Source organism: Pseudomonas sp. UBA6323 (assembly GCF_002439135.1).
Lineage (GTDB): Bacteria > Pseudomonadota > Gammaproteobacteria > Pseudomonadales > Pseudomonadaceae > Aquipseudomonas.
Genome location: NZ_DJSX01000078.1, coordinates 25935 through 43080, shown reverse-complemented (window position 1 = coordinate 43080; position 17146 = coordinate 25935). Strand labels below are relative to the sequence as shown.

13 protein-coding genes are annotated in these 17146 nt (G+C 64.0%); 1 reads left to right on the top strand and 12 read right to left on the bottom strand.

Translation table 11 applies throughout. The features are described from left to right. Positions 1 to 7 precede the first annotated feature (7 nt). The 3 genes from B3P22_RS19175 to B3P22_RS19165 all read right to left on the bottom strand — a co-directional run bounded on the left by B3P22_RS19175 (position 8) and on the right by B3P22_RS19165 (position 4044). On the bottom strand, positions 8 to 874 hold the full coding sequence (locus B3P22_RS19175; RefSeq protein WP_296272167.1) for an oxygenase MpaB family protein: 867 nt from the start codon (positions 872 to 874) through the stop codon (positions 8 to 10). A gap of 70 nt (positions 875 to 944) precedes the next feature. Then, the gene (acs, locus tag B3P22_RS19170; RefSeq protein WP_296272166.1) at positions 945 to 2882 is read right to left on the bottom strand and encodes an acetate--CoA ligase; all 1938 of its coding nucleotides are present in this window, start codon (positions 2880 to 2882) and stop codon (positions 945 to 947) included. 64 nt (positions 2883 to 2946) lie between these two features. Next, complete coding sequence (locus tag B3P22_RS19165) at positions 2947 to 4044, bottom strand: DJ-1/PfpI family protein (protein ID WP_296272165.1); 1098 nt, start codon at positions 4042 to 4044, stop codon at positions 2947 to 2949. Positions 4045 to 4150: 106 nt separating this feature from the next. On the opposite strand from B3P22_RS19165, the gene B3P22_RS19160 reads away from it, so the two are divergent. Beyond that, on the top strand, positions 4151 to 5119 hold the full coding sequence (locus B3P22_RS19160; RefSeq protein ID WP_296272164.1) for a GlxA family transcriptional regulator: 969 nt from the start codon (positions 4151 to 4153) through the stop codon (positions 5117 to 5119). 28 nt (positions 5120 to 5147) lie between these two features. Here the strand turns inward: B3P22_RS19160 and pgi are convergent, their stop codons facing one another. The 9 genes from pgi to gluQRS form a co-directional block, all read right to left on the bottom strand. Continuing rightward, positions 5148 to 6812 carry a glucose-6-phosphate isomerase gene (gene pgi, locus B3P22_RS19155; RefSeq protein WP_296272163.1) on the bottom strand — a complete coding sequence of 555 codons (1665 nt, stop codon included), beginning with the start codon at positions 6810 to 6812 and terminating at the stop codon, positions 5148 to 5150. A gap of 80 nt (positions 6813 to 6892) precedes the next feature. Continuing rightward, positions 6893 to 7750, bottom strand: coding sequence for a pantoate--beta-alanine ligase (gene panC / locus B3P22_RS19150; protein WP_296272162.1), 858 nt, complete (start codon positions 7748 to 7750; stop codon positions 6893 to 6895). Continuing rightward, a complete protein-coding gene (gene panB / locus B3P22_RS19145) occupies positions 7747 to 8547 on the bottom strand; it encodes a 3-methyl-2-oxobutanoate hydroxymethyltransferase (RefSeq protein ID WP_275546647.1) in 801 nt (266 codons plus the stop codon). The genes panC and panB overlap by 4 nt, the downstream gene beginning before the upstream one ends. Before the next feature lie 272 nt (positions 8548 to 8819). Then, the gene (folK, locus tag B3P22_RS19140; protein ID WP_296272160.1) at positions 8820 to 9308 is read right to left on the bottom strand and encodes a 2-amino-4-hydroxy-6-hydroxymethyldihydropteridine diphosphokinase; all 489 of its coding nucleotides are present in this window, start codon (positions 9306 to 9308) and stop codon (positions 8820 to 8822) included. Further along, positions 9305 to 10693: a polynucleotide adenylyltransferase PcnB gene (locus B3P22_RS19135; protein WP_296272157.1), complete on the bottom strand. Its 1389-nt coding sequence runs from the start codon at positions 10691 to 10693 to the stop codon at positions 9305 to 9307. Before B3P22_RS19135 ends, folK begins: the two co-directional genes overlap by 4 nt. 808 nt (positions 10694 to 11501) lie before the next feature. Further along, positions 11502 to 12932, bottom strand: coding sequence for a sigma-54-dependent transcriptional regulator (locus B3P22_RS19130; protein ID WP_296272155.1), 1431 nt, complete (start codon positions 12930 to 12932; stop codon positions 11502 to 11504). A 53-nt stretch (positions 12933 to 12985) separates the two neighbouring features. After that, positions 12986 to 15940: a sensor histidine kinase gene (locus B3P22_RS19125; protein ID WP_296272154.1), complete on the bottom strand. Its 2955-nt coding sequence runs from the start codon at positions 15938 to 15940 to the stop codon at positions 12986 to 12988. Next, the gene (locus tag B3P22_RS19120) at positions 15924 to 16100 is read right to left on the bottom strand and encodes a hypothetical protein (RefSeq protein ID WP_003244646.1); all 177 of its coding nucleotides are present in this window, start codon (positions 16098 to 16100) and stop codon (positions 15924 to 15926) included. Before B3P22_RS19120 ends, B3P22_RS19125 begins: the two co-directional genes overlap by 17 nt. 145 nt (positions 16101 to 16245) lie before the next feature. Further along, positions 16246 to 17130 carry a tRNA glutamyl-Q(34) synthetase GluQRS gene (gene gluQRS / locus B3P22_RS19115; protein ID WP_296272152.1) on the bottom strand — a complete coding sequence of 295 codons (885 nt, stop codon included), beginning with the start codon at positions 17128 to 17130 and terminating at the stop codon, positions 16246 to 16248. Between the last annotated feature and the right edge of the window lie 16 nt (positions 17131 to 17146).

The following is a 17146-nucleotide window of genomic DNA, read 5'->3' as shown; positions in this document are numbered from 1 at the left end:
ACGCCTTCTAAGGCGCCAGACGTCGGCGAGCGCGCTGGGCGGCGCTATTGCGTACGGCCCAGCGCAGCAGGTTGGCGGTACGCTGCACACTGGCGCGGATCAGTGGGCGGCGCCAGGCGGCCTGGTGTTCGCCGAGCAGCTCGCTGGCCCAGTCCGGCAGCAGGTCGACGCCTGCCTGCATCATCAGACCACCGAAGGGCTTGGCGAGAATGCTGGGCATCGGTGCGCTATGCAGCAGCCGCACCACTTCGCGGGTGCGTTCATCGCATAGCAGCTGCGGACGCATGCGCTGCAGATAGTCGGCGACGGCCTGAGCCGACTTGGGCACGCCCTGCGCGCCGAGGCGTTCGGCGATCAGCGCCACTTCGCGGTAGTAGCGATCCTGCTCGGCCACCGGCAACTGCGGGTCTACATAGCGCTGGTAGCCGGCGAGAAACTGGCTGACCTCGGAAACATGCACCCAGGTCAGCAGCTCGGGATCGCTGGCGCTATAAGGTCGGCCGTCCGGTGCGTGGCCGACCACCTGCAGGTGGATACGGCGCACCTTGTCGATCAGCTGTTCGGCATCGTGCAGGCCACCATAGGTGGTGCCGGCGATGAACAGGCTGGTGCGGCGCAGGCGGCCGAGCATGTCCTGACGGAAGGTGGAGTGATCCCACACGCCGGCCAGCGCCAGCGGGTGAAGCATCTGCAGGAGCAGGGCGGAGATGCCACCGACCATCATCGCGGTGAAGTCGGCGTGTACTTCCCAGACCATCGACTCGGGGCCGAACAGGCCGGCATCTCCTCGTGGCTGGTCGAGGTCGAGCACGCCCAGCGACGCGCCGGTGAGGCTGTGTACCTGTTTTTCGATTTGGCGACGTAGGCTTTCCATGACGCGCAGTTTCGGCGCTCGGCAGGCACAAGACAAGGTGCGCCCGGCCCTTTCGGGCCGGGCGCGAGGCTCATCGGTTCAGACGCTGTTCGGTCAGGCTGTCGACCACGCTGGGGTCGGCCAGGGTGGAGGTGTCGCCCATGTTCTCCAGCTCGTTGCAGGCGATCTTGCGCAGGATACGCCGCATGATCTTGCCCGAGCGGGTCTTGGGCAGGCCTGGCGCCCACTGGATCAGCTCCGGCTTGGCGAAGCTGCCGATTTCCTTGCCAACCAGGGTCAGCAGATCCTTCTTCAACTCGTCGGAAGGCTCCTGGCCGTTCATCAGGGTGACGTAGGCGTAGATGCCCTGGCCCTTCACATCGTGCGGGTAGCCGACCACGGCGGCTTCGGCCACGGCATCGTGCAGCACCAGTGCGCTCTCCACCTCGGCGGTGCCGATGCGGTGTCCGGACACGTTGATCACGTCATCCACGCGGCCGGTGATCCAGTAATAGCCATCCTCGTCACGGCGCGCGCCGTCGCCGGTGAAGTAGTAGCCGGGATAGGGCTTGAAGTAGGTGTCGACCATGCGCTGATGGTCGCCATAGACGCTGCGGATCTGGCTCGGCCAGCTGGCCTTGATTGCCAGCACACCTGCGCCCGCACCAATGATCTCCTTGCCCTGCTCGTCGAGCAGCACGGGTTGCACGCCAAAGAACGGGCGGGTGGCCGAGCCCGGTTTCAGATCGGTAGCGCCGGGCAGCGGGCTGATCAGGATCGAGCCCGTCTCGGTCTGCCACCAGGTGTCGACGATGGGGCAGCGCGCGTCGCCGACCACATGGAAATACCATTCCCAGGCTTCGGGGTTGATCGGCTCGCCCACTGTGCCGAGTAGGCGCAGACTGCTGCGCGAAGTGCCCTTGACCGGGGACGCGCCCTCACGCATCAATGCGCGCAGGGCGGTCGGCGCGGTGTAGAAGGTGTTGACCTGGTGTTTGTCGATTACCTGCCAGAAGCGCGAGGCGTCCGGGTAGTTCGGCACACCCTCGAACATCAGGGTGGTCGCGGCATTGGCCAGCGGGCCGTAGACGATGTAGCTGTGCCCGGTAACCCAGCCGACATCGGCGGTGCACCAGTAGATGTCGCCCTCGTGGTAGTCGAACACGTACTTGTGGGTCATCGCCGCGCCGAGCAGGTAACCGCCAGTGGTGTGCAGCACGCCCTTGGGTTTGCCGGTCGAGCCCGAGGTATAGAGGATGAACAGCGGATCTTCGGCGTCCATCGGCTCGGCCGGGCAGTCGGCATCGACTTCCTTGAGCGCCTGGTGGTACCAGATGTCTCGGCCTTCCACCCAGGCCACGTCACCCTGGGTGCGCTCGACCACCACCACGGTAGAAACCTCCGGGCAGCTTTGCAGGGCCTTGTCGACGTTCGCTTTCAGCGGGATGTACTTGCCGCCGCGCACACCCTCATCGGCGGTGATCACGGTGCGGCAGTCGGCATCGAGAATGCGGTCGCGCAAGGCATCGGGGGAGAAGCCGCCGAATACCACCGAATGCACGGCGCCGATGCGTGCGCAGGCGAGCATGGCGTAGGCCGCCTCGGGGACCATCGGCATGTAGATGCACACCCGGTCGCCTTTCTTCACCCCACGGTTTTTCAGCACGTTGGCCAGGCGGCTGACGTTATGGTGCAGCTTGTTATAGGTGATGTGGGCCGACTCGGCCGGGTTGTCGCCTTCCCAGATGATCGCGATCTGTTCGCCGCGTTGTTCCAGATGGCGATCGATGCAGTTGTAGGCGACGTTGAGTTGGCCGCCCTTGAACCATTCGGCGTGGCCCTGCTTCAGGTCACTGGCGTGCACTTGATCCCAGGGCTTGAACCAGTCGAGGAAAGCCTTGGCCTGCTCGGCCCAGAAGGTATCGGGCTGCTCGACGGACTGCTGGTACAGACGCAGGTAGGCGTCGTTATCCAGGTGTGCGCGCTGGCGCACGGCATCTTGCACGGGATGGCGAGTGATCTCGAACATGGCGGGGTCCTTGTAATTGTTTGTCCGCGACGGTCACAAGGGTGCACCCAGGCAGGCGCCTGGTTCAAGGCTTAAACATTTCGACATGCTGCCGGGCCTGTTCGTTCTGCTCATACTCAAGCTGTGCGGCGACCAGACGTTGGGTCGCTGCACCATAACGACTGGCGATTGCTGCGAGTGCTTGATCGAGCGTCTGCGCGGTGCTCGTAGCGCCGCCCGGCAACTCTGGCAATTCGCTAGAGTCGCTTCGCTGCGGTATTAACTCCAGCCCGCTGGCGCTGAATACCGGCTGCCGGGCCACGCCCAGCACCTGGGTGCGGAAGGTGCGCGCCCAGGCATCCACACGCAGTGCCAGGCTGACTTCATCTATCCCGGGCAACAGGGTGACGGCGAAGGTTTCGTGCTTCCAGCGCGCGATATAGTTGCCCGCTGCCGTCAGGTAGCCCTGGCTGCCAAGGGTGAACGCCTCGCTGTCATGGCGGGTAGACCAGTCGTCGACCCCGAGCTCCCGGCCCAGTGCGCGCGCTTTGGCCGTGCCGGCAATGGCTTCGACCAGCGCGAGTGAGGCTGGCAGGGCTGCGCTGACTCCAGCGGTAGTCATCAGTTGGCCGTCTACCACATAGCGCTGATTTTCCTGCCATAGGGTGTCCGGAAAGTCGCCCAGGCGCTGGTCACGCGAGTACCAATGCCCTGTGGCGCGGCGTCCGTGCAGCAGGCCGGCATGAGCCAGCGGCAGCACACCGTCGCAGATGCCGATAACGCTCGCGCCCAGCGCCGCTTGCTGTCTGATGAAGTCCAGCAAACGGGGCTCCTGGCTATCATGTACGGCAGGCACGATCAGGTAATCGGCGCCTTGGGGGAAGTTGCGCTGAAACTCGGTGATGCTGGCTTCGGCGCGCACACTGAGTGCCGGCATCAATTGCACCTCGCCCGGATCGGTGGCCACCGCCAGCACCCTGGCCGCGCCGGATCGACGTAGAACACCGAGGGGCACCACAAAGTCTGTCAGCTCCGTCATCTGGTTCTGTGCGATCACGACCACCACCGGCTGCTCGCGCTCAAAGCGCGGCTGGTAGGTGGGCAGTCGTGCTTCAGTGGCGCTCACGTAACCGGCGAAATAGAGCAAGCCCAGCAAGCCTGCCAGTGGCCATCTTCTGTACATGACGTCATTCCTCTGTTTGGGAAATGAGATCAGTCTGGCGTGTGCGTGCCCGGCACATATGTCATAAATGAGTGAAAACCTGCCATCGGTTACGGGAGGGGATACGATGCCGCACAGAGTTCTGCTGCTGGTATTTCCCGAGTTTCAGTTGCTCGATGCCACCGGGCCGGCGGACGTATTTGCCGCTGTGGATGAACACTTGCCGGTAGAGAGGCGGCCGGCCTATCGGTTAGAGGCGATCTCGCCGCAGGGCGGTCTGGTCGCCTCCAGTAGCGGGCTGTCGATAGAGACCCAGCCGTTGCCCGAGCCGCAGGAGGTGACCGACAGCACGTTGCTGGTTGCCGGCGGGTACGGTGTTCAACGCGCCTTGCAGCAGGGGCATGTCGCTCGGTGGCTGATGCGAGCCGGGTCACAGGCGACGCGCTGTGCCTCGGTGTGCACAGGCGCATTTCTGCTGGCGCAGAGCGGTCTGATGACGGGGCGCAAGATGGTTACCCATTGGCGCTATGCCGAGCTGTTGCAGCGGTTATACCCAGACGTGGAGGTCTTGCATGACAGTCTGTTCGTCCATGACGGGGCCATCTACAGCTCGGCTGGGGTGACTGCGGGTATGGACCTTTGTCTGAGTCTGGTGGAGGAAGACCACGGGCGTGACGTTTCGCTTCAAGTGGCCAAGGGGCTGGTGATGTACCTGAGACGGCCCGGCGGGCAGCGCCAGTTCAGCGCTGAGTTGCTGGCCCAGCAGGCGCCTGCTGATGGCGTGATGCAACGCTTGCTGACGGAGCTGCGCAAGTCACTGGCTACCCCCTGGGACGTCGAGAGCATGGCGGCCTGCATGAGCATGTCGCCGCGTACGCTGCATCGTCATTGCCTGGCCGAACTTGGAGTGACGCCGGCTCGGCTGCTGCTGCACCTGCGTCTGGAGTGTGCATGCCAGTTGCTGGAGGCAGGCCAGGCGTCGCTCAAGCGCGTGGCGCAGAGCAGCGGCTTCGGCAACGAGTACAACCTTAGGCAGGCATTTTCCCGGGCGCTGGGGGCGACGCCCGGGGAGTATCGTCAGCGCTTTTGCCGCTAGGCGCACGGATGCGCCCGCAGCTGAACGATCAACCGCGATGCTGGGAGCGGAAGTGCTCGATCAGTCCCTGGGTGGACGCATCGCTGGCCGTCTCGTCGCTGGCGCCGGTCAGGCGCTGGTAGACCTCCTTGCCCATCTCCTTGCCCAGCTCGACGCCCCACTGGTCGAAGGCGTTGATACCCCAGATGGCACTCTGTACGAACACCTTGTGCTCGTACAACGCTACCAGCGCGCCGAGGTTGAATGGGGCGATGCGGTTCATCACCAGGATGTTGCTCGGCCGGTTGCCTGGGATCACCTTGTGCGGCGCCAGGCGTTGCACGTCGTCCTCATTCATGCCCTTGGCACGCAGTTCGGCTTCGGCCTCTTCGCGGGTCTTGCCCTGCATCAGCGCCTGGGCCTGTGACAGGCAGTTGGCGAACAACCACTGATGGTGATCGGAGAGCGGGTTGTAACTGTTGACCGGGACGATGAAGTCCGCCGGCACCAGCAGGCGGCCCTGGTGCAGCAGCTGGTGGTAGGCGTGCTGACCGTTGCAGCCGACGCCGCCCCAGATGATCGGCCCTGTGGCGATGTCCAGCGGCGTGCCGTCCTGGCGCACGCTCTTGCCGTTGGACTCCATGTCCAGCTGCTGCAGGTGCTTGGTGAAGTTACGAAGATAGTGGTCGTAGGGCAGAATGGCGTGGCTCTGAGCGCCCCAAAAATTGGTGTACCAGATGCCCAGCAGGGCCATCAGCACCGGCATGTTCTCGGCCAGTGGCGCCTGGGTGAAGTGCTGGTCCATGGCATAGGCGCCGGCCAGCAGTTCCTTGAAGTTGGACACGCCGATGGCCAGGGCAATGGGCAGACCGATGGCCGACCACAATGAATAGCGCCCACCGACCCAATCCCACATGGGGAAGATATTTTCTTCGCCGATCCCGAACTCGATGGCGGCCTTGCGGTTGCTGGTCACGGCGATGAAGTGGCGGTGCAGTTGCTCTTCCGGGCCGCCCATGGCCAGGTACCAGTCGCGTGCGGCCAGGGTGTTCTTCAGCGTTTCCAGGGTGCCGAAAGACTTGCTGGAGACGATGAACAGTGTGGTCTCCGGATCGAGGCGGGCGGTCAGCTCACGGAATTCGCTGCCATCGATATTGGCCAGGTAATGGCAGCGCACGCCGCGTTGGGTGAATGGGCGCAACGCCTCGGAGACCAGCTGCGGGCCGAGGAAGGAGCCGCCGATGCCGATGTTCACCACTTCCTTGATCGGCTTCTCGCTGTAGCCACGCCACAGACCGCTGTGAATGCGGCTGACCAGCTCGGTGACCTGGTTCAGGACGCGGTGTACCTCGGGGATGATGTCATTGCCATCAACCACTAGGCGCCGGCCGATTGGGCTGCGCAGAGCGGTATGCAGCGCAGCGCGACCCTCTGAAGCATTGACATGCTCACCGTTGTACAGGGCCGCAATGGCCTCGTTCAGACCGGCCTGATCGGCCAGTTGAATCAGCAGCTCGAGGCCGTGCTCGTCGATCAAATTCTTCGAGTAATCCAGGAGTAACCCACAGCTATCGAGGGAAAAGCGCTGGAAGCGCCGTGCGTCCGCGGCGAAGGCATCGCGCATGCTGAAACCGGCCATTTCCGCGCGGTGCTGCTGCAGGGCCTGCCAGGCCGGCAGGGTGGTAACGTCTTGAGGCTGCTGGTAGTAGGCCATCGGAGCTCCTGATCCGCAAAAGCAACGGCCCGGATCGAACCGGGCCTCCATGAGTGTAAACCGTCTGCCTTTGGAGGCAGCTACTGACCCGGCAGTTCAACCACAAGATTGTCGATCAGGCGGGTGCCGCCCAGCTGTGCCGCGGTGAGAATCACCAGATGGCGATCGTCGATCTGTGCCGGACGCAGCGTCACCGCGTTGCGGATCTCCAGGTAATCGGGAACGAAGCCCGCTGCGCGTTGTTGCTCCTGAGCTGCATCGATGAGCCGCGTGTAGTCACGGGCGCCACGGCGCAGTTCATCGGCGATCGCTTGCAGGCCTCGATACAGCGCTGGCGCGGCGCTGCGTTGCCCGGCGCTGAGGTAGCCGTTGCGCGAGGACAGGGCCAGGCCGTCTTCGGCGCGCTGGGTCGGTGCGCCGATGACCTGGATCGGCATGTTCAGATCCTGCACCAGCGCGCGGATCACCGCCAGTTGCTGGTAGTCCTTCTCGCCGAACACGGCCAGATCGGGCTGGACCATATTGAACAGCTTGGTCACCACGGTCGCCACACCCTCGAAATGCCCCGGACGGCTGGCACCACAGAGCCCCTCGGAAACGCCCGGAACGCTGACGCGAGCCTGGTCGCCCATGCCGTGCGGGTAGATCTCGGCGACATCGGGGTGAAACAGCAGATGGCAGCCGGCGGCCAGCAGCTTTTCCTGATCGGCGGCAAGCGTGCGCGGGTACTTGTCCAGATCCTCGCCAGCGCCGAACTGCAGAGGGTTGACGAAGATGCTGGCGACCACGAAATCGGCGCGCTGGGCGGCGATCTGCACCAGCGACACGTGGCCGGCGTGCAGGTTGCCCATGGTCGGCACGAAGCCGATCTGCTTGCCCTCGGCCCGAGCCTGGGCCACGGCAGCGCGCAGCTCGCGCAGGGTCTTGACCGTGTTCATGCGGAGAAACCGTGTTCGGCTGCCGGGAAGCTGCCGTCTTTCACGGCCTTGACGTAGGCGCTCAGCGCCTCCTGAATGCTGCTCTGACCTTCCATGAAGTTACGCACGAACTTGGCTACGCGGCCCGAGAGCGACAGGCCGAGCATGTCGTGCAGGACCAGTACCTGGCCGTCGGTGCCAGGGCCGGCGCCAATGCCGATAACCGGAATCTTCACCGCCTGAGCGATCTCGGTCGCCAGCTCGCTGGGAACGCATTCGAGCAGCAGCATGGCGGCACCGGCCTGTTCCAGGGCCATGGCGTCGGCGCGCATCTGGCGCGCCTGGGCTTCCTGGCGGCCCTGAACCTTGTAGCCCCCAAGGATGTTCACCGCCTGTGGAGTGAGCCCGAGGTGCGCACACACCGGTACGCCCCGCTCGGCCAGCAGGCGGATCGGTTCGGCCAGCCAGCCGGCGCCTTCGAGCTTGACCACGTGAGCGCCGGCCTGCATCAGCCTGGCGCTGTTGAGCAGGGTCTGTTCGCTGGTGGCGTAGGCCATGAACGGCAGGTCGGCGATGATCAACGCGCCGCTGTTACCGCGTTTGACGCTGGCGGTGTGATAGGCCATCTCGTCGACGGTGACCGGCAGGGTGCTGTCGTGGCCCTGCAACACCATGCCCAGGGAGTCGCCGACCAGCAGCACTTCAGCGCCGGCCTGACAGCAGGCCTGGGCGAAAGTGGCGTCATAAGCGGTCAGCATGGCGATCTTCTCGCCGTTCTGCTTCAGGCTTTGCAGGGTGGTCAGGGTAACGTCAGGCATTTCAAAGGTCCTCGCTCAGGCTCGGTATACCGCTTCTATCTGGCTGCAATCCGGCCTGGATTGGCATCAAAGGTGCGCCCGTCGCTGGGCAACGGGACGCCTATAGTCCTGATGGGGGGGCGCGAAGTCAATTGCGGGTGTTACCGTCCTGTTACTGGCGTTACCGCCAATGCCGACGGCAGAAGGCCGCGCTAGAGCTGGTGCGGCCTTGCGGCGGGTAGCAGGCGAGGGTAACCGATGGCTCGGGCGAAGGCTGACACAGCCATCGGTGGTTACTGCGGCAGGCGTTCCAGGCCACTGAAGGGGCAGGCTTGCAGCAGGGCATTGAGGCTGCGGCCGTCCGGCAACTGCAGCTCGGCAGCCAGCTCGGCCAGCGGATAGAGCACGAAGGGGCGGGCGTGCATGTGGTAGTGCGGCACGGTCAGGCGCTCGTCGTCGAGCAGGCGCTCACCGAACAGCAGGATATCCAGATCCAGTGTGCGCGGGCCCCAGCGCTCGGCCTTGCGCACGCGGCCCTGCTCCTGCTCGATGCGCTGCAGGGCTTCGAGCAGTTGCCAGGGCTCCAGCTCGGTATCCAGCGCTGCCACGGCGTTGACGTAGCGCGGCTGGTCTGCCGGACCGAGCGGATCACTGATGTAGAACGAGGATTGTGCCTGCAAGCGGCTGTGCGGCAATTGCGCGATAGCGTTCAGGGCCGCGCGCAGTTGCTGCAGGGGTTCGGCCAGGTTGCTGCCCAGGCCGATGTAGACCCGCTCCATCATTCGCCGCCGCTTTCGCTGCGTTTGCGGCGATTGTTGTTGCGGCGACGTTTGCGCGGCGCATTGCCGGTGCTCTCGCCCTTGCCGGCGAGGTCGCGAATCATCTGCCGGCGCTCGCTGTCGGCGGCGTCCTGATAGTCCGTCCACCACTCGCCCAGACCACCGGTGTCCTCGCCTGCCAGTTCGCGCAGCAGGAGGAAGTCGTAGCCGGCGCGAAAGCGCGGGTTCTCCAACAACAGGTCGGCACGTTTGCCGCTGCGTCGCGGCAGGCGCTCCTGCATGTCCCAGATCTCGCGAATCGGAATGGTGAAGCGCTTGGGTACGGCGATGCGCTGGCATTGCTCGGCGATCAGCTCGTGGGCGGCTTCCTGCATCGCCGGAATCGGCGGCATGCCCTTGCTCTGCAGCTGCAGTACGCGCGCCGGCAGCGCAGGCCAGAGCAGGGCGGCGAAGAGGAACGCCGGCGTCACAGACTTGCCGTCGTGGATGCGGTCGTCGGTGTTGATCAGGGCCTGGCGGATCAGCTTCTCGGTGTACTCGGGATTGCGCTTGAGCGCCTCGCCGCTGGCCGGGAACAGTTGGGCGAACAGGTCATGTTCGAGCAGCAGGTCGAAGGTGTACTCGGCGTAACCGGCGAGGAACAGCTTGAGCACTTCATCGAACAGGCGCGCCGAGGGAATGTCGCGCAGCATAGGTGCCAGGCGGCGAATCGGTGCGGCGCTGTGTTTCTCGATCTCGAAATCCAGCTTGGCGGCGAAGCGCACCGCACGCAGCATGCGTACCGGATCTTCCAGGTAACGCTGCTCCGGGTCGCCGATCAGGCGTACCAGGTGGTTGCGCACGTCGTGCATGCCTCGGGCGTAGTCGAGGATGTGTTCCTGGGTCGGGTCGTAGTACAGCGCGTTGATGGTGAAGTCGCGGCGCTGGGCGTCGTCTTCCAGGGTGCCGTAGACGTTGTCGCGCAGGATGCGGCCGCTCTCGTGGCGGGCGGCCTGGTTGCTGTTTTCCTCTTCCTCGCCTTGCGGGTGGTTGGCGCGGAAGGTCGCCACTTCGATGATCTCACGGCCGAAGTGCACATGAGCCAGCTTGAAACGGCGGCCGATCACCCGTGCGTTACGGAACTCGGCCCGTACCTGCTCGGGCGTGGCGCTGGTGGCCACATCGAAATCCTTGGGGTCAATGTCCAGCAGCAAGTCGCGTACGCAGCCGCCGACCAGATAGGCCTGGTAGCCGGCCTTCTGCAGGCGTTCGACCACGCTGATGGCGTGACGGCTGATCTCGTTGCGATTGAGCGGATGCTGGCGACTGCTCAGCACTTCGGGAGTGCTGCGTGGGCGTGGGGCACGGCGCAGAGGTGAGTTGAAAGACTTGAACAGCTTTTTCAGCATGGGATGCACTGTTTGGAGTAGTGGCCGGTCTGCTCCATATGCTGTCGAGGTGCTGCCTAGAGGGCATCGCGGCGTTGAGGGCAGCAGCCATGGGTTCGCTCTCGAGCCCTGAAGGCTACGCTGGCGCCTGCTTCGGCAACCTGTTTCGACGGCATACGGAATGATGACCGCATGATTGCTGCGGATTCTAGCATCGTGTAGGGAGAAGGTGTGTAGAGGGGCGGCAGGCGGGGATTCTGGGACCGGAAGCTACTGGGGGAGCCGAAGCTCCCCCCCAAGTTGGTGCGTGCTCTGTTTTTATTGTTATTGAGGGCCTGTTGTTTTTGTTGTTCGGCCCTTCCCGGCTCGCCGTGGCTTACCGGGTGCTCCCTAGAAGGGGGAGCCAATAGCAAACGGATTTCTTTGGACGCTGATGCTGCCATTATCAACCAGTTCCGGCGCTGCCTTAGGGCAGTTTTATTGTTCTCAGCCTGGTCGCTGGGGCGAACCCCGTGCGGCAACTCCTCTCCAAAAGAATCAGTTAGCTGCGCCTCCGTACCTTGTTGTTCTTGTTGTTCTGGAGTCGTTACGTCTTGTTCTTATTGTGTAGGGCATTGCTTGTTATTGTTGTTGTGCCAGAGATAAAGCAGATGCCGTGCCAGTTTTTATGATTCCTTGTAAATCAAAGGCTTGCGGCAATCTTGGAGTTCGGTGGGGTAGAAAAAAGCCGGGTTTTCGTTACCGTTATCCCCGGCCTTTGTTACGAGATATTGAAACGGTAACAACCTGTGGAACCCATGTGTGGGCAGGTTGTCACCGTGCCGTGATGTCAAGGGCCGGTGCTCACGCCGGATTTGCGTCGCGGAATGCCCAGGCGCTGACGACGTTCCCACAGGCATTTGCGGCTGATACCCAGTTTGCGAGCCAGCTCGGTTTCGGTCATGTGGTCCTGGTGCTCGAGGACGAAGTGCTGGAAATAGTCTTCCAGCGACAGATCTTCGGTAGGCTCGTGACTGTTGCCAGCGCTCTGCCCGGCGGCCGCTGGCAGGCCGAAATCCTCGTCATCCAGATCGTCCAGCTCGATATCGATGCCCAGCAGATCGGCGGAAATTTCCGCGCCCTCGCAGAGAATCACCGCGCGCTCGATGGCGTTTTCCAGTTCGCGCACGTTACCTGGCCAGGAGTAATGACGGATCGCCTGCTCGGCATCATGGGCGAAACGCAGCGGTTCGCGGCCCATACGCGTGTACTGGCGGACCAGAAAGGCCTGAGCGATCTCGATCACGTCGCTGCCGCGCTCGCGCAGCGCCGGTAGCTTGAGGGCGATGACGTGCAGGCGGTAATAAAGGTCTTCGCGGAACTGACCGGTCTTGGCCAGCGTCTTCAGGTCGCGGTGGGTGGCGGCGATCAGGCGCACATCCACCTTCTGCGATTGCACCGAGCCGACCCGGCGAATTTCGCCTTCCTGCAGTACACGCAGCAGTCGCGCCTGAGCTTCCAGCGGCAGTTCGCCGATTTCGTCGAGGAACAGCGTGCCGCCGTCGGCCGCTTCCACCAGGCCGGCACGCCCGGCGCTGGCACCGGTGAAGGCGCCTTTCTCGTGGCCGAACAGTTCGGACTCGATCAGCGTTTCCGGAATGGCGGCGCAGTTCACCGAAATCAACGGCGCTTTGGCGCGTCGGGAGAGGTTGTGCAGGGCGCGCGCGACCAGCTCCTTGCCGGTGCCGGACTCGCCCTGCACCAGTACGTTGGAATCGGTGGGGGCGACCTTGCGAATCTTGCTGTAGAGCTCCTGCATGGCGGCGCAGGAACCGATAATGCCGATCTCGCCGTTGGCGTTGTCCGCTGTCTTCTCGGCATTGCCGCTGCGCGCGCTGTTGGCGGCTGGCGCTGGGGCATTGCTGGCTTGCTGACGGTCGCGCAGGATGCGGGCGACCGCCTGCAGCATCTCGTCGTGGTCGAAGGGCTTGGCGATGTAATCGACCGCGCCCATTTTCATCGAGTCCACCGCCGAGCGCAGGCTGGCGTAGCTGGTCATGATCAGCACCGGAGTGCCTTCGGCCAGCTTGATCAGTTCGGTGCCCGGCGCGCCAGGCAGGCGCAGGTCGCTGACGATCAGGTCAAAGGTGGGAATGCTGTAGCGCTCCTGGGCTTCCTGTACCGAGCCGGCTTCGCTGACTTGGTACTGATTGCGTTCGAGCAGGCGGCGCAAGGCAGAGCGGATAATGGTTTCGTCTTCGACGATAAGAATATGTGGCATTAATTCGATCTCTCGACGGTCACGGTGGTGCCGTTGGCACCCTATATCGCTGTTTACATCGCTACGGACGTCGCCTCGACACGCCTGGGCAGGGTGACCCGAAAGCGAGTGCCCAGTTGGCGCTCGGGGTCGGCCGGGCTGTCGATTGTTATTTGTCCATAATGCTCTTCCACGATCGAATAGACCAGCGCGAGGCCCAGGCCTGTCCCCTCGCCGGGGTCCTTGGTGGTGAAGAAGGGTTCGAACAGCTGGTCGATGATCGCCTTGGGAATGCCGCTGCCTTCGTCCTCGACGATCAGGTCGACGGTATGCTCGCTGGCCTCGCTGCGCACGCGAATGGCGCCGCCGGGTGGCGAGGCGTCACGCGCGTTGGACAGCAGGTTGATCAGCACCTGGGCCAGGCGCTGCGGGTCGCCGCAGGCCCAGTGCTGCGGATCGCACAGGTTGTAGAACTGGATATCGAAGTTGCGTTTGTTCAGCGACAGCAGGCCAATGGCGTCCTGCGCCACGTCGGCCAGGCACACGGGTTCGTCGCTGCGCTGGTGGCTGCCGGAGTGGGCGAAGCTCATCAGCGACTGGACGATGCGTGATACACGCTTAGTCTGCTCCAGGATCTGCCCGCTGATTTCGGTCAGTTCGCCATCGTTTTCGCGTTCTTCGCGCAGGTTCTGCGCCAGGCAGGCGATACCAGTGATCGGGTTGCCGATCTCGTGGGCGACCCCGGCGGCGAGACGGCCGATGCTGGCCAGGCGCTCGGAGTGCACCAGCTTATCTTCGAGCATCTGGGTTTCGGTCTGATCCTCGACCAGCAGCACCAGGCCACTGTTACCGGGCGCCAGTGGTTCGTCGATGGCTGCCTTGTGCAGGTTCAGCCAGCGAATCTGCCCGTCGAGCGCCAGATGCTGTTTGTGCAGGTGCTGGTCGGGGCGTTCGATGAAGTCCTGCAGCAGGCTCTGCCAGGGTTCGGCCAGGGTGCTCAGGCGCGAACCGACGATGCGTTGCGCGGGGATGTCGGTGAGTTCTTCCATGGCCCGGTTCCACATCAGGATTTCCTGGTCCTTGGCCAGCGAGCACACGCCCATGGGCAGTTCCTGCAGTGTCTGGCGGTGATAGCGACGCAGGGCGTCGAGCTCGGCGGCCAGGCCGGTGAGGCGCGACTGGTAATCCTCCAGGCGGCTTTCGATGAAGTGGATGTCCTCGGTGACATAGCCTTCGGCGCCGGACTTGTAGGGAAGGAAGGTTTCGACGATGTCCTGCGCCACGCTCGGCCCCATCAGGCCGGACAGGTTGGCCTCGATACGGTCGCGCAGGCGGCGCAGGGCATAAGGGCGGCTCTCGTCGAAGGGCAGGTGCAGGTCGCGCAGGGCCTGTTCCACTTCGCGCTGCGCGGTCTTGGCGCCGAGCGGCTTGGCCAGTTGTGCGGCAAAGTCCTGCGGCGACACGGCGACCAGCTCGCGCCGCTGCGGGCGGCGCACGTTGTCCACGGCGCAGGCCTCGGCGGCGCTCTTTTCCTCGGGGCTGGCCTCGGTGAACAGCGAGACCAGGGTGAACATTAGGACGTTGGCCGCCAGTGAGGCGATGGCCGCCAAGTGCCAGCTGGCGTCATCGAGCACATAGATGACGTTGAACAGGGGCAGGTAGAAGCCTTCCAGATTGCCCAGCAGCGGCAGCAGCATGGTCAGTGCCCAGACGCTGATGCCCGCCAGCAGGCCGGCGAGGAAACCGCGGCGATTGGCCGTCTGCCAATACAGCACCGACAGTACGCCGGGCAGGAACTGCAAGGTGGCGACGAAGGCGACGATGCCCAGGTTGGCCAGATCTTGCTGGGCGCCGAGCAGCAGGTAGAAGCCGTAGCCGGCCATGATGATGGCCACGATCAGCGCTCGCCGCGTCCACTTCAGCCAGCGGTAGATGTTGCCTTCGGCTGGCGGTTGGTAGAGCGGCAGCACCAGGTGGTTCAGCGCCATGCCGGACAGCGCCAGGGTCGAGACGATGATCAGGCCGCTGGATGCCGACAGACCGCCGACATAGGCGAGCAGGGCCAGGGTTTCGCTGTTGACCGCGATACCCAAGCCCAGGGTGAAGTACTCGGGGTTGGTGGTCGCCCCGAGCTTGAGGCCGGCCCAGAGAATCAATGGCACGGCCAAGCTCATCAGCAGCAGGAACAGTGGCAGGCCCCAGCTGGCGCTGACCATGGCGCGCGGGTTGAGGTTCTCGGTGAAGGTCATGTGGTACATGTGCGGCATGACGATGGCCGAGGCGAAGAACACCAGCAGCAGGGTGCGCCACGGACCTTCCTGCAGCGGCGTATGCAGCGTGGCCAGTGCCGCCTGGTTTTGCACCAGCCAAAGTTCCAGCTCACGCGGGCCGCCGAACACCTGATACAGCGCGTACCAGCCGATCACGCCGAGGGCGACCAGCTTGACCAGCGACTCGAAGGCGATGGCGAACACCAGGCCCTCGTGCTTCTCGCGCGTGGCGATATGGCGCGCGCCGAACAGGATGGTGAACAGGATGATCAGCCCGCAGTAGCTCAGCGCCACTTTTTCCTGCAGCGGCTCGCGGCTGAGGATGCCGATGGAGTCGGCCACCGCCTGGATCTGCAGGGCCAGCAGCGGCAGCACGCCAATCAGCATGAATAAGGTGGTCAGGGCGCCGGCCCAGGTGCTGCGAAAGCGGAAGGCGAACAGATCGGCCAACGATGACAGCTGGTAGGTGCGGGTGATGCGCAGGATCGGATAGAGCAGCACCGGTGCCAGCAGGAAGGCGCCGGAAACCCCGAGGTAGCTGGCGAGAAAGCCGTAACCGTACTGGTAGGCCAGGCCGACCGTGCCGTAGAAGGCCCAGGCGCTGGCGTACACGCCCAGCGACAGGGTGTAGGTCAGCGGGTGGCGGATGATCCAGCGGGGGATAAGGCCCTTTTCACTGACCCAGGCGACCCCGAACAGCATCAGCAGATAGCCGGCGCTGATCAGGATCAGTTCGCTCAGGCTAAAGCTCGTCAGCATCGCGTTGGCTCTGAAGAATGAAGGTGACGACGATCAGGATCAGCCACAGCAGATAAGGCCGGTACCAGGCGCCATTGGGGTCGATCCACCAATCCATGATGGCCGGTGAGAACAGGTAGATCCCCACTACCAGGATCAGAACCAGTCGGTAGATATACATGTGACATCTCGTCGAAAGATGTCGCGATGGTAAAGGAAGCCGCGCGCTTCAAGCCACAAACTTGAAGCCTGCGTATCTAGCGCGCAGCCCGAATGAAATCCACAGATGTCTGCACCCTCGTTCCCGGATTGCATCCGGGCTACGCCTATTTCAATTGCGCTTCAGCCAGGGTGCGGCTGCGGGGAATGCGCGTGGCGTCCCAGTTGGCGATACCCCAGGCGAGCAGCTCGGCAGGCGCTGCGCCTTGCAGCTCGGCGAGCGGTTGCTGGCCCAGCGCCCGCAGCGCCCGCAGCAGCAGAGGCCCGGCCTGATCGGCGGGGAGCGGCGGCGAACGGTAGCTCTTGCCCAGCTTGTGGCCATCCGGCTGGATGATCAGCGGCACGTGCAGGTAGCGCGGTTGCGGCAGCCCGAGCAATTCCTGCAGATACAGCTGGCGCGGCGTCGAGTCGAGCAGGTCGGCGCCACGCACCACGTCGGTCACGCCCTGCCAGGCATCGTCCAGCACCACGGCGAGCTGATAGGCGAACAAGCCATCACGCCGTCGGATCACGAAGTCGCCGACTTCACGGCCCAAATGCTGACGAAATTCGCCCTGCACGCGATCGACGAAGTGGTAGTCCAGCTCCGGCACGCGCAGGCGGATGGCCGCGTCGTGATCAGGGTGGCAGGCGTTGCGGCAAAAGCCCGGATAGATGCCGGCGTAACCTTCGAGCTGCTTGCGTGAACAGATGCAGGCGTAGGCCAGCCCCTGGCTGAACAGGCGGGCGATCATTGCGGCGTATTCGGCGTGGCGCTCGCTCTGGCGTATCAGCTCACCGTCCCACTCGAAGCCGTAGCATTCCAGGGTGCGCAGGATCGCATCCTGTGCACCGGGCACTTCCCGCGGTGGGTCGAGATCTTCCATGCGCAGCAGCCAGCGACCGCCAACAGCGCGGGCGTCGAGATAGGAGGCGAGGGCGGCGACCAGCGAGCCAAAATGCAGGTAGCCGCTGGGCGTAGGGGCGAAGCGCCCGATATAGGCTGTGTTCATGCAGCGAAGGCCAGAA

Excerpts from the sequence above, each read along its gene's own strand:
- B3P22_RS19175 (WP_296272167.1), bottom strand. The coding sequence starts at position 874 with ATGGAAAGCCTACGTCGCCAAATCGAAAAACAGGTACACAGCCTCACC.
- acs (WP_296272166.1), bottom strand. The coding sequence starts at position 2,882 with ATGTTCGAGATCACTCGCCATCCCGTGCAAGATGCCGTGCGCCAGCGC.
- B3P22_RS19120 (WP_003244646.1), bottom strand. The coding sequence starts at position 16,100 with ATGTATATCTACCGACTGGTTCTGATCCTGGTAGTGGGGATCTACCTG.
- B3P22_RS19135 (WP_296272157.1), bottom strand. The coding sequence starts at position 10,693 with ATGCTGAAAAAGCTGTTCAAGTCTTTCAACTCACCTCTGCGCCGTGCC.
- B3P22_RS19165 (WP_296272165.1), bottom strand. The coding sequence starts at position 4,044 with ATGTACAGAAGATGGCCACTGGCAGGCTTGCTGGGCTTGCTCTATTTC.
- pgi (WP_296272163.1), bottom strand. The coding sequence starts at position 6,812 with ATGGCCTACTACCAGCAGCCTCAAGACGTTACCACCCTGCCGGCCTGG.
- B3P22_RS19160 (WP_296272164.1), top strand. The coding sequence starts at position 4,151 with ATGCCGCACAGAGTTCTGCTGCTGGTATTTCCCGAGTTTCAGTTGCTC.
- panC (WP_296272162.1), bottom strand. The coding sequence starts at position 7,750 with ATGAACACGGTCAAGACCCTGCGCGAGCTGCGCGCTGCCGTGGCCCAG.
- panB (WP_275546647.1), bottom strand. The coding sequence starts at position 8,547 with ATGCCTGACGTTACCCTGACCACCCTGCAAAGCCTGAAGCAGAACGGC.
- B3P22_RS19125 (WP_296272154.1), bottom strand. The coding sequence starts at position 15,940 with ATGCTGACGAGCTTTAGCCTGAGCGAACTGATCCTGATCAGCGCCGGC.
- folK (WP_296272160.1), bottom strand. The coding sequence starts at position 9,308 with ATGATGGAGCGGGTCTACATCGGCCTGGGCAGCAACCTGGCCGAACCC.
- gluQRS (WP_296272152.1), bottom strand. The coding sequence starts at position 17,130 with ATGAACACAGCCTATATCGGGCGCTTCGCCCCTACGCCCAGCGGCTAC.
- B3P22_RS19130 (WP_296272155.1), bottom strand. The coding sequence starts at position 12,932 with ATGCCACATATTCTTATCGTCGAAGACGAAACCATTATCCGCTCTGCC.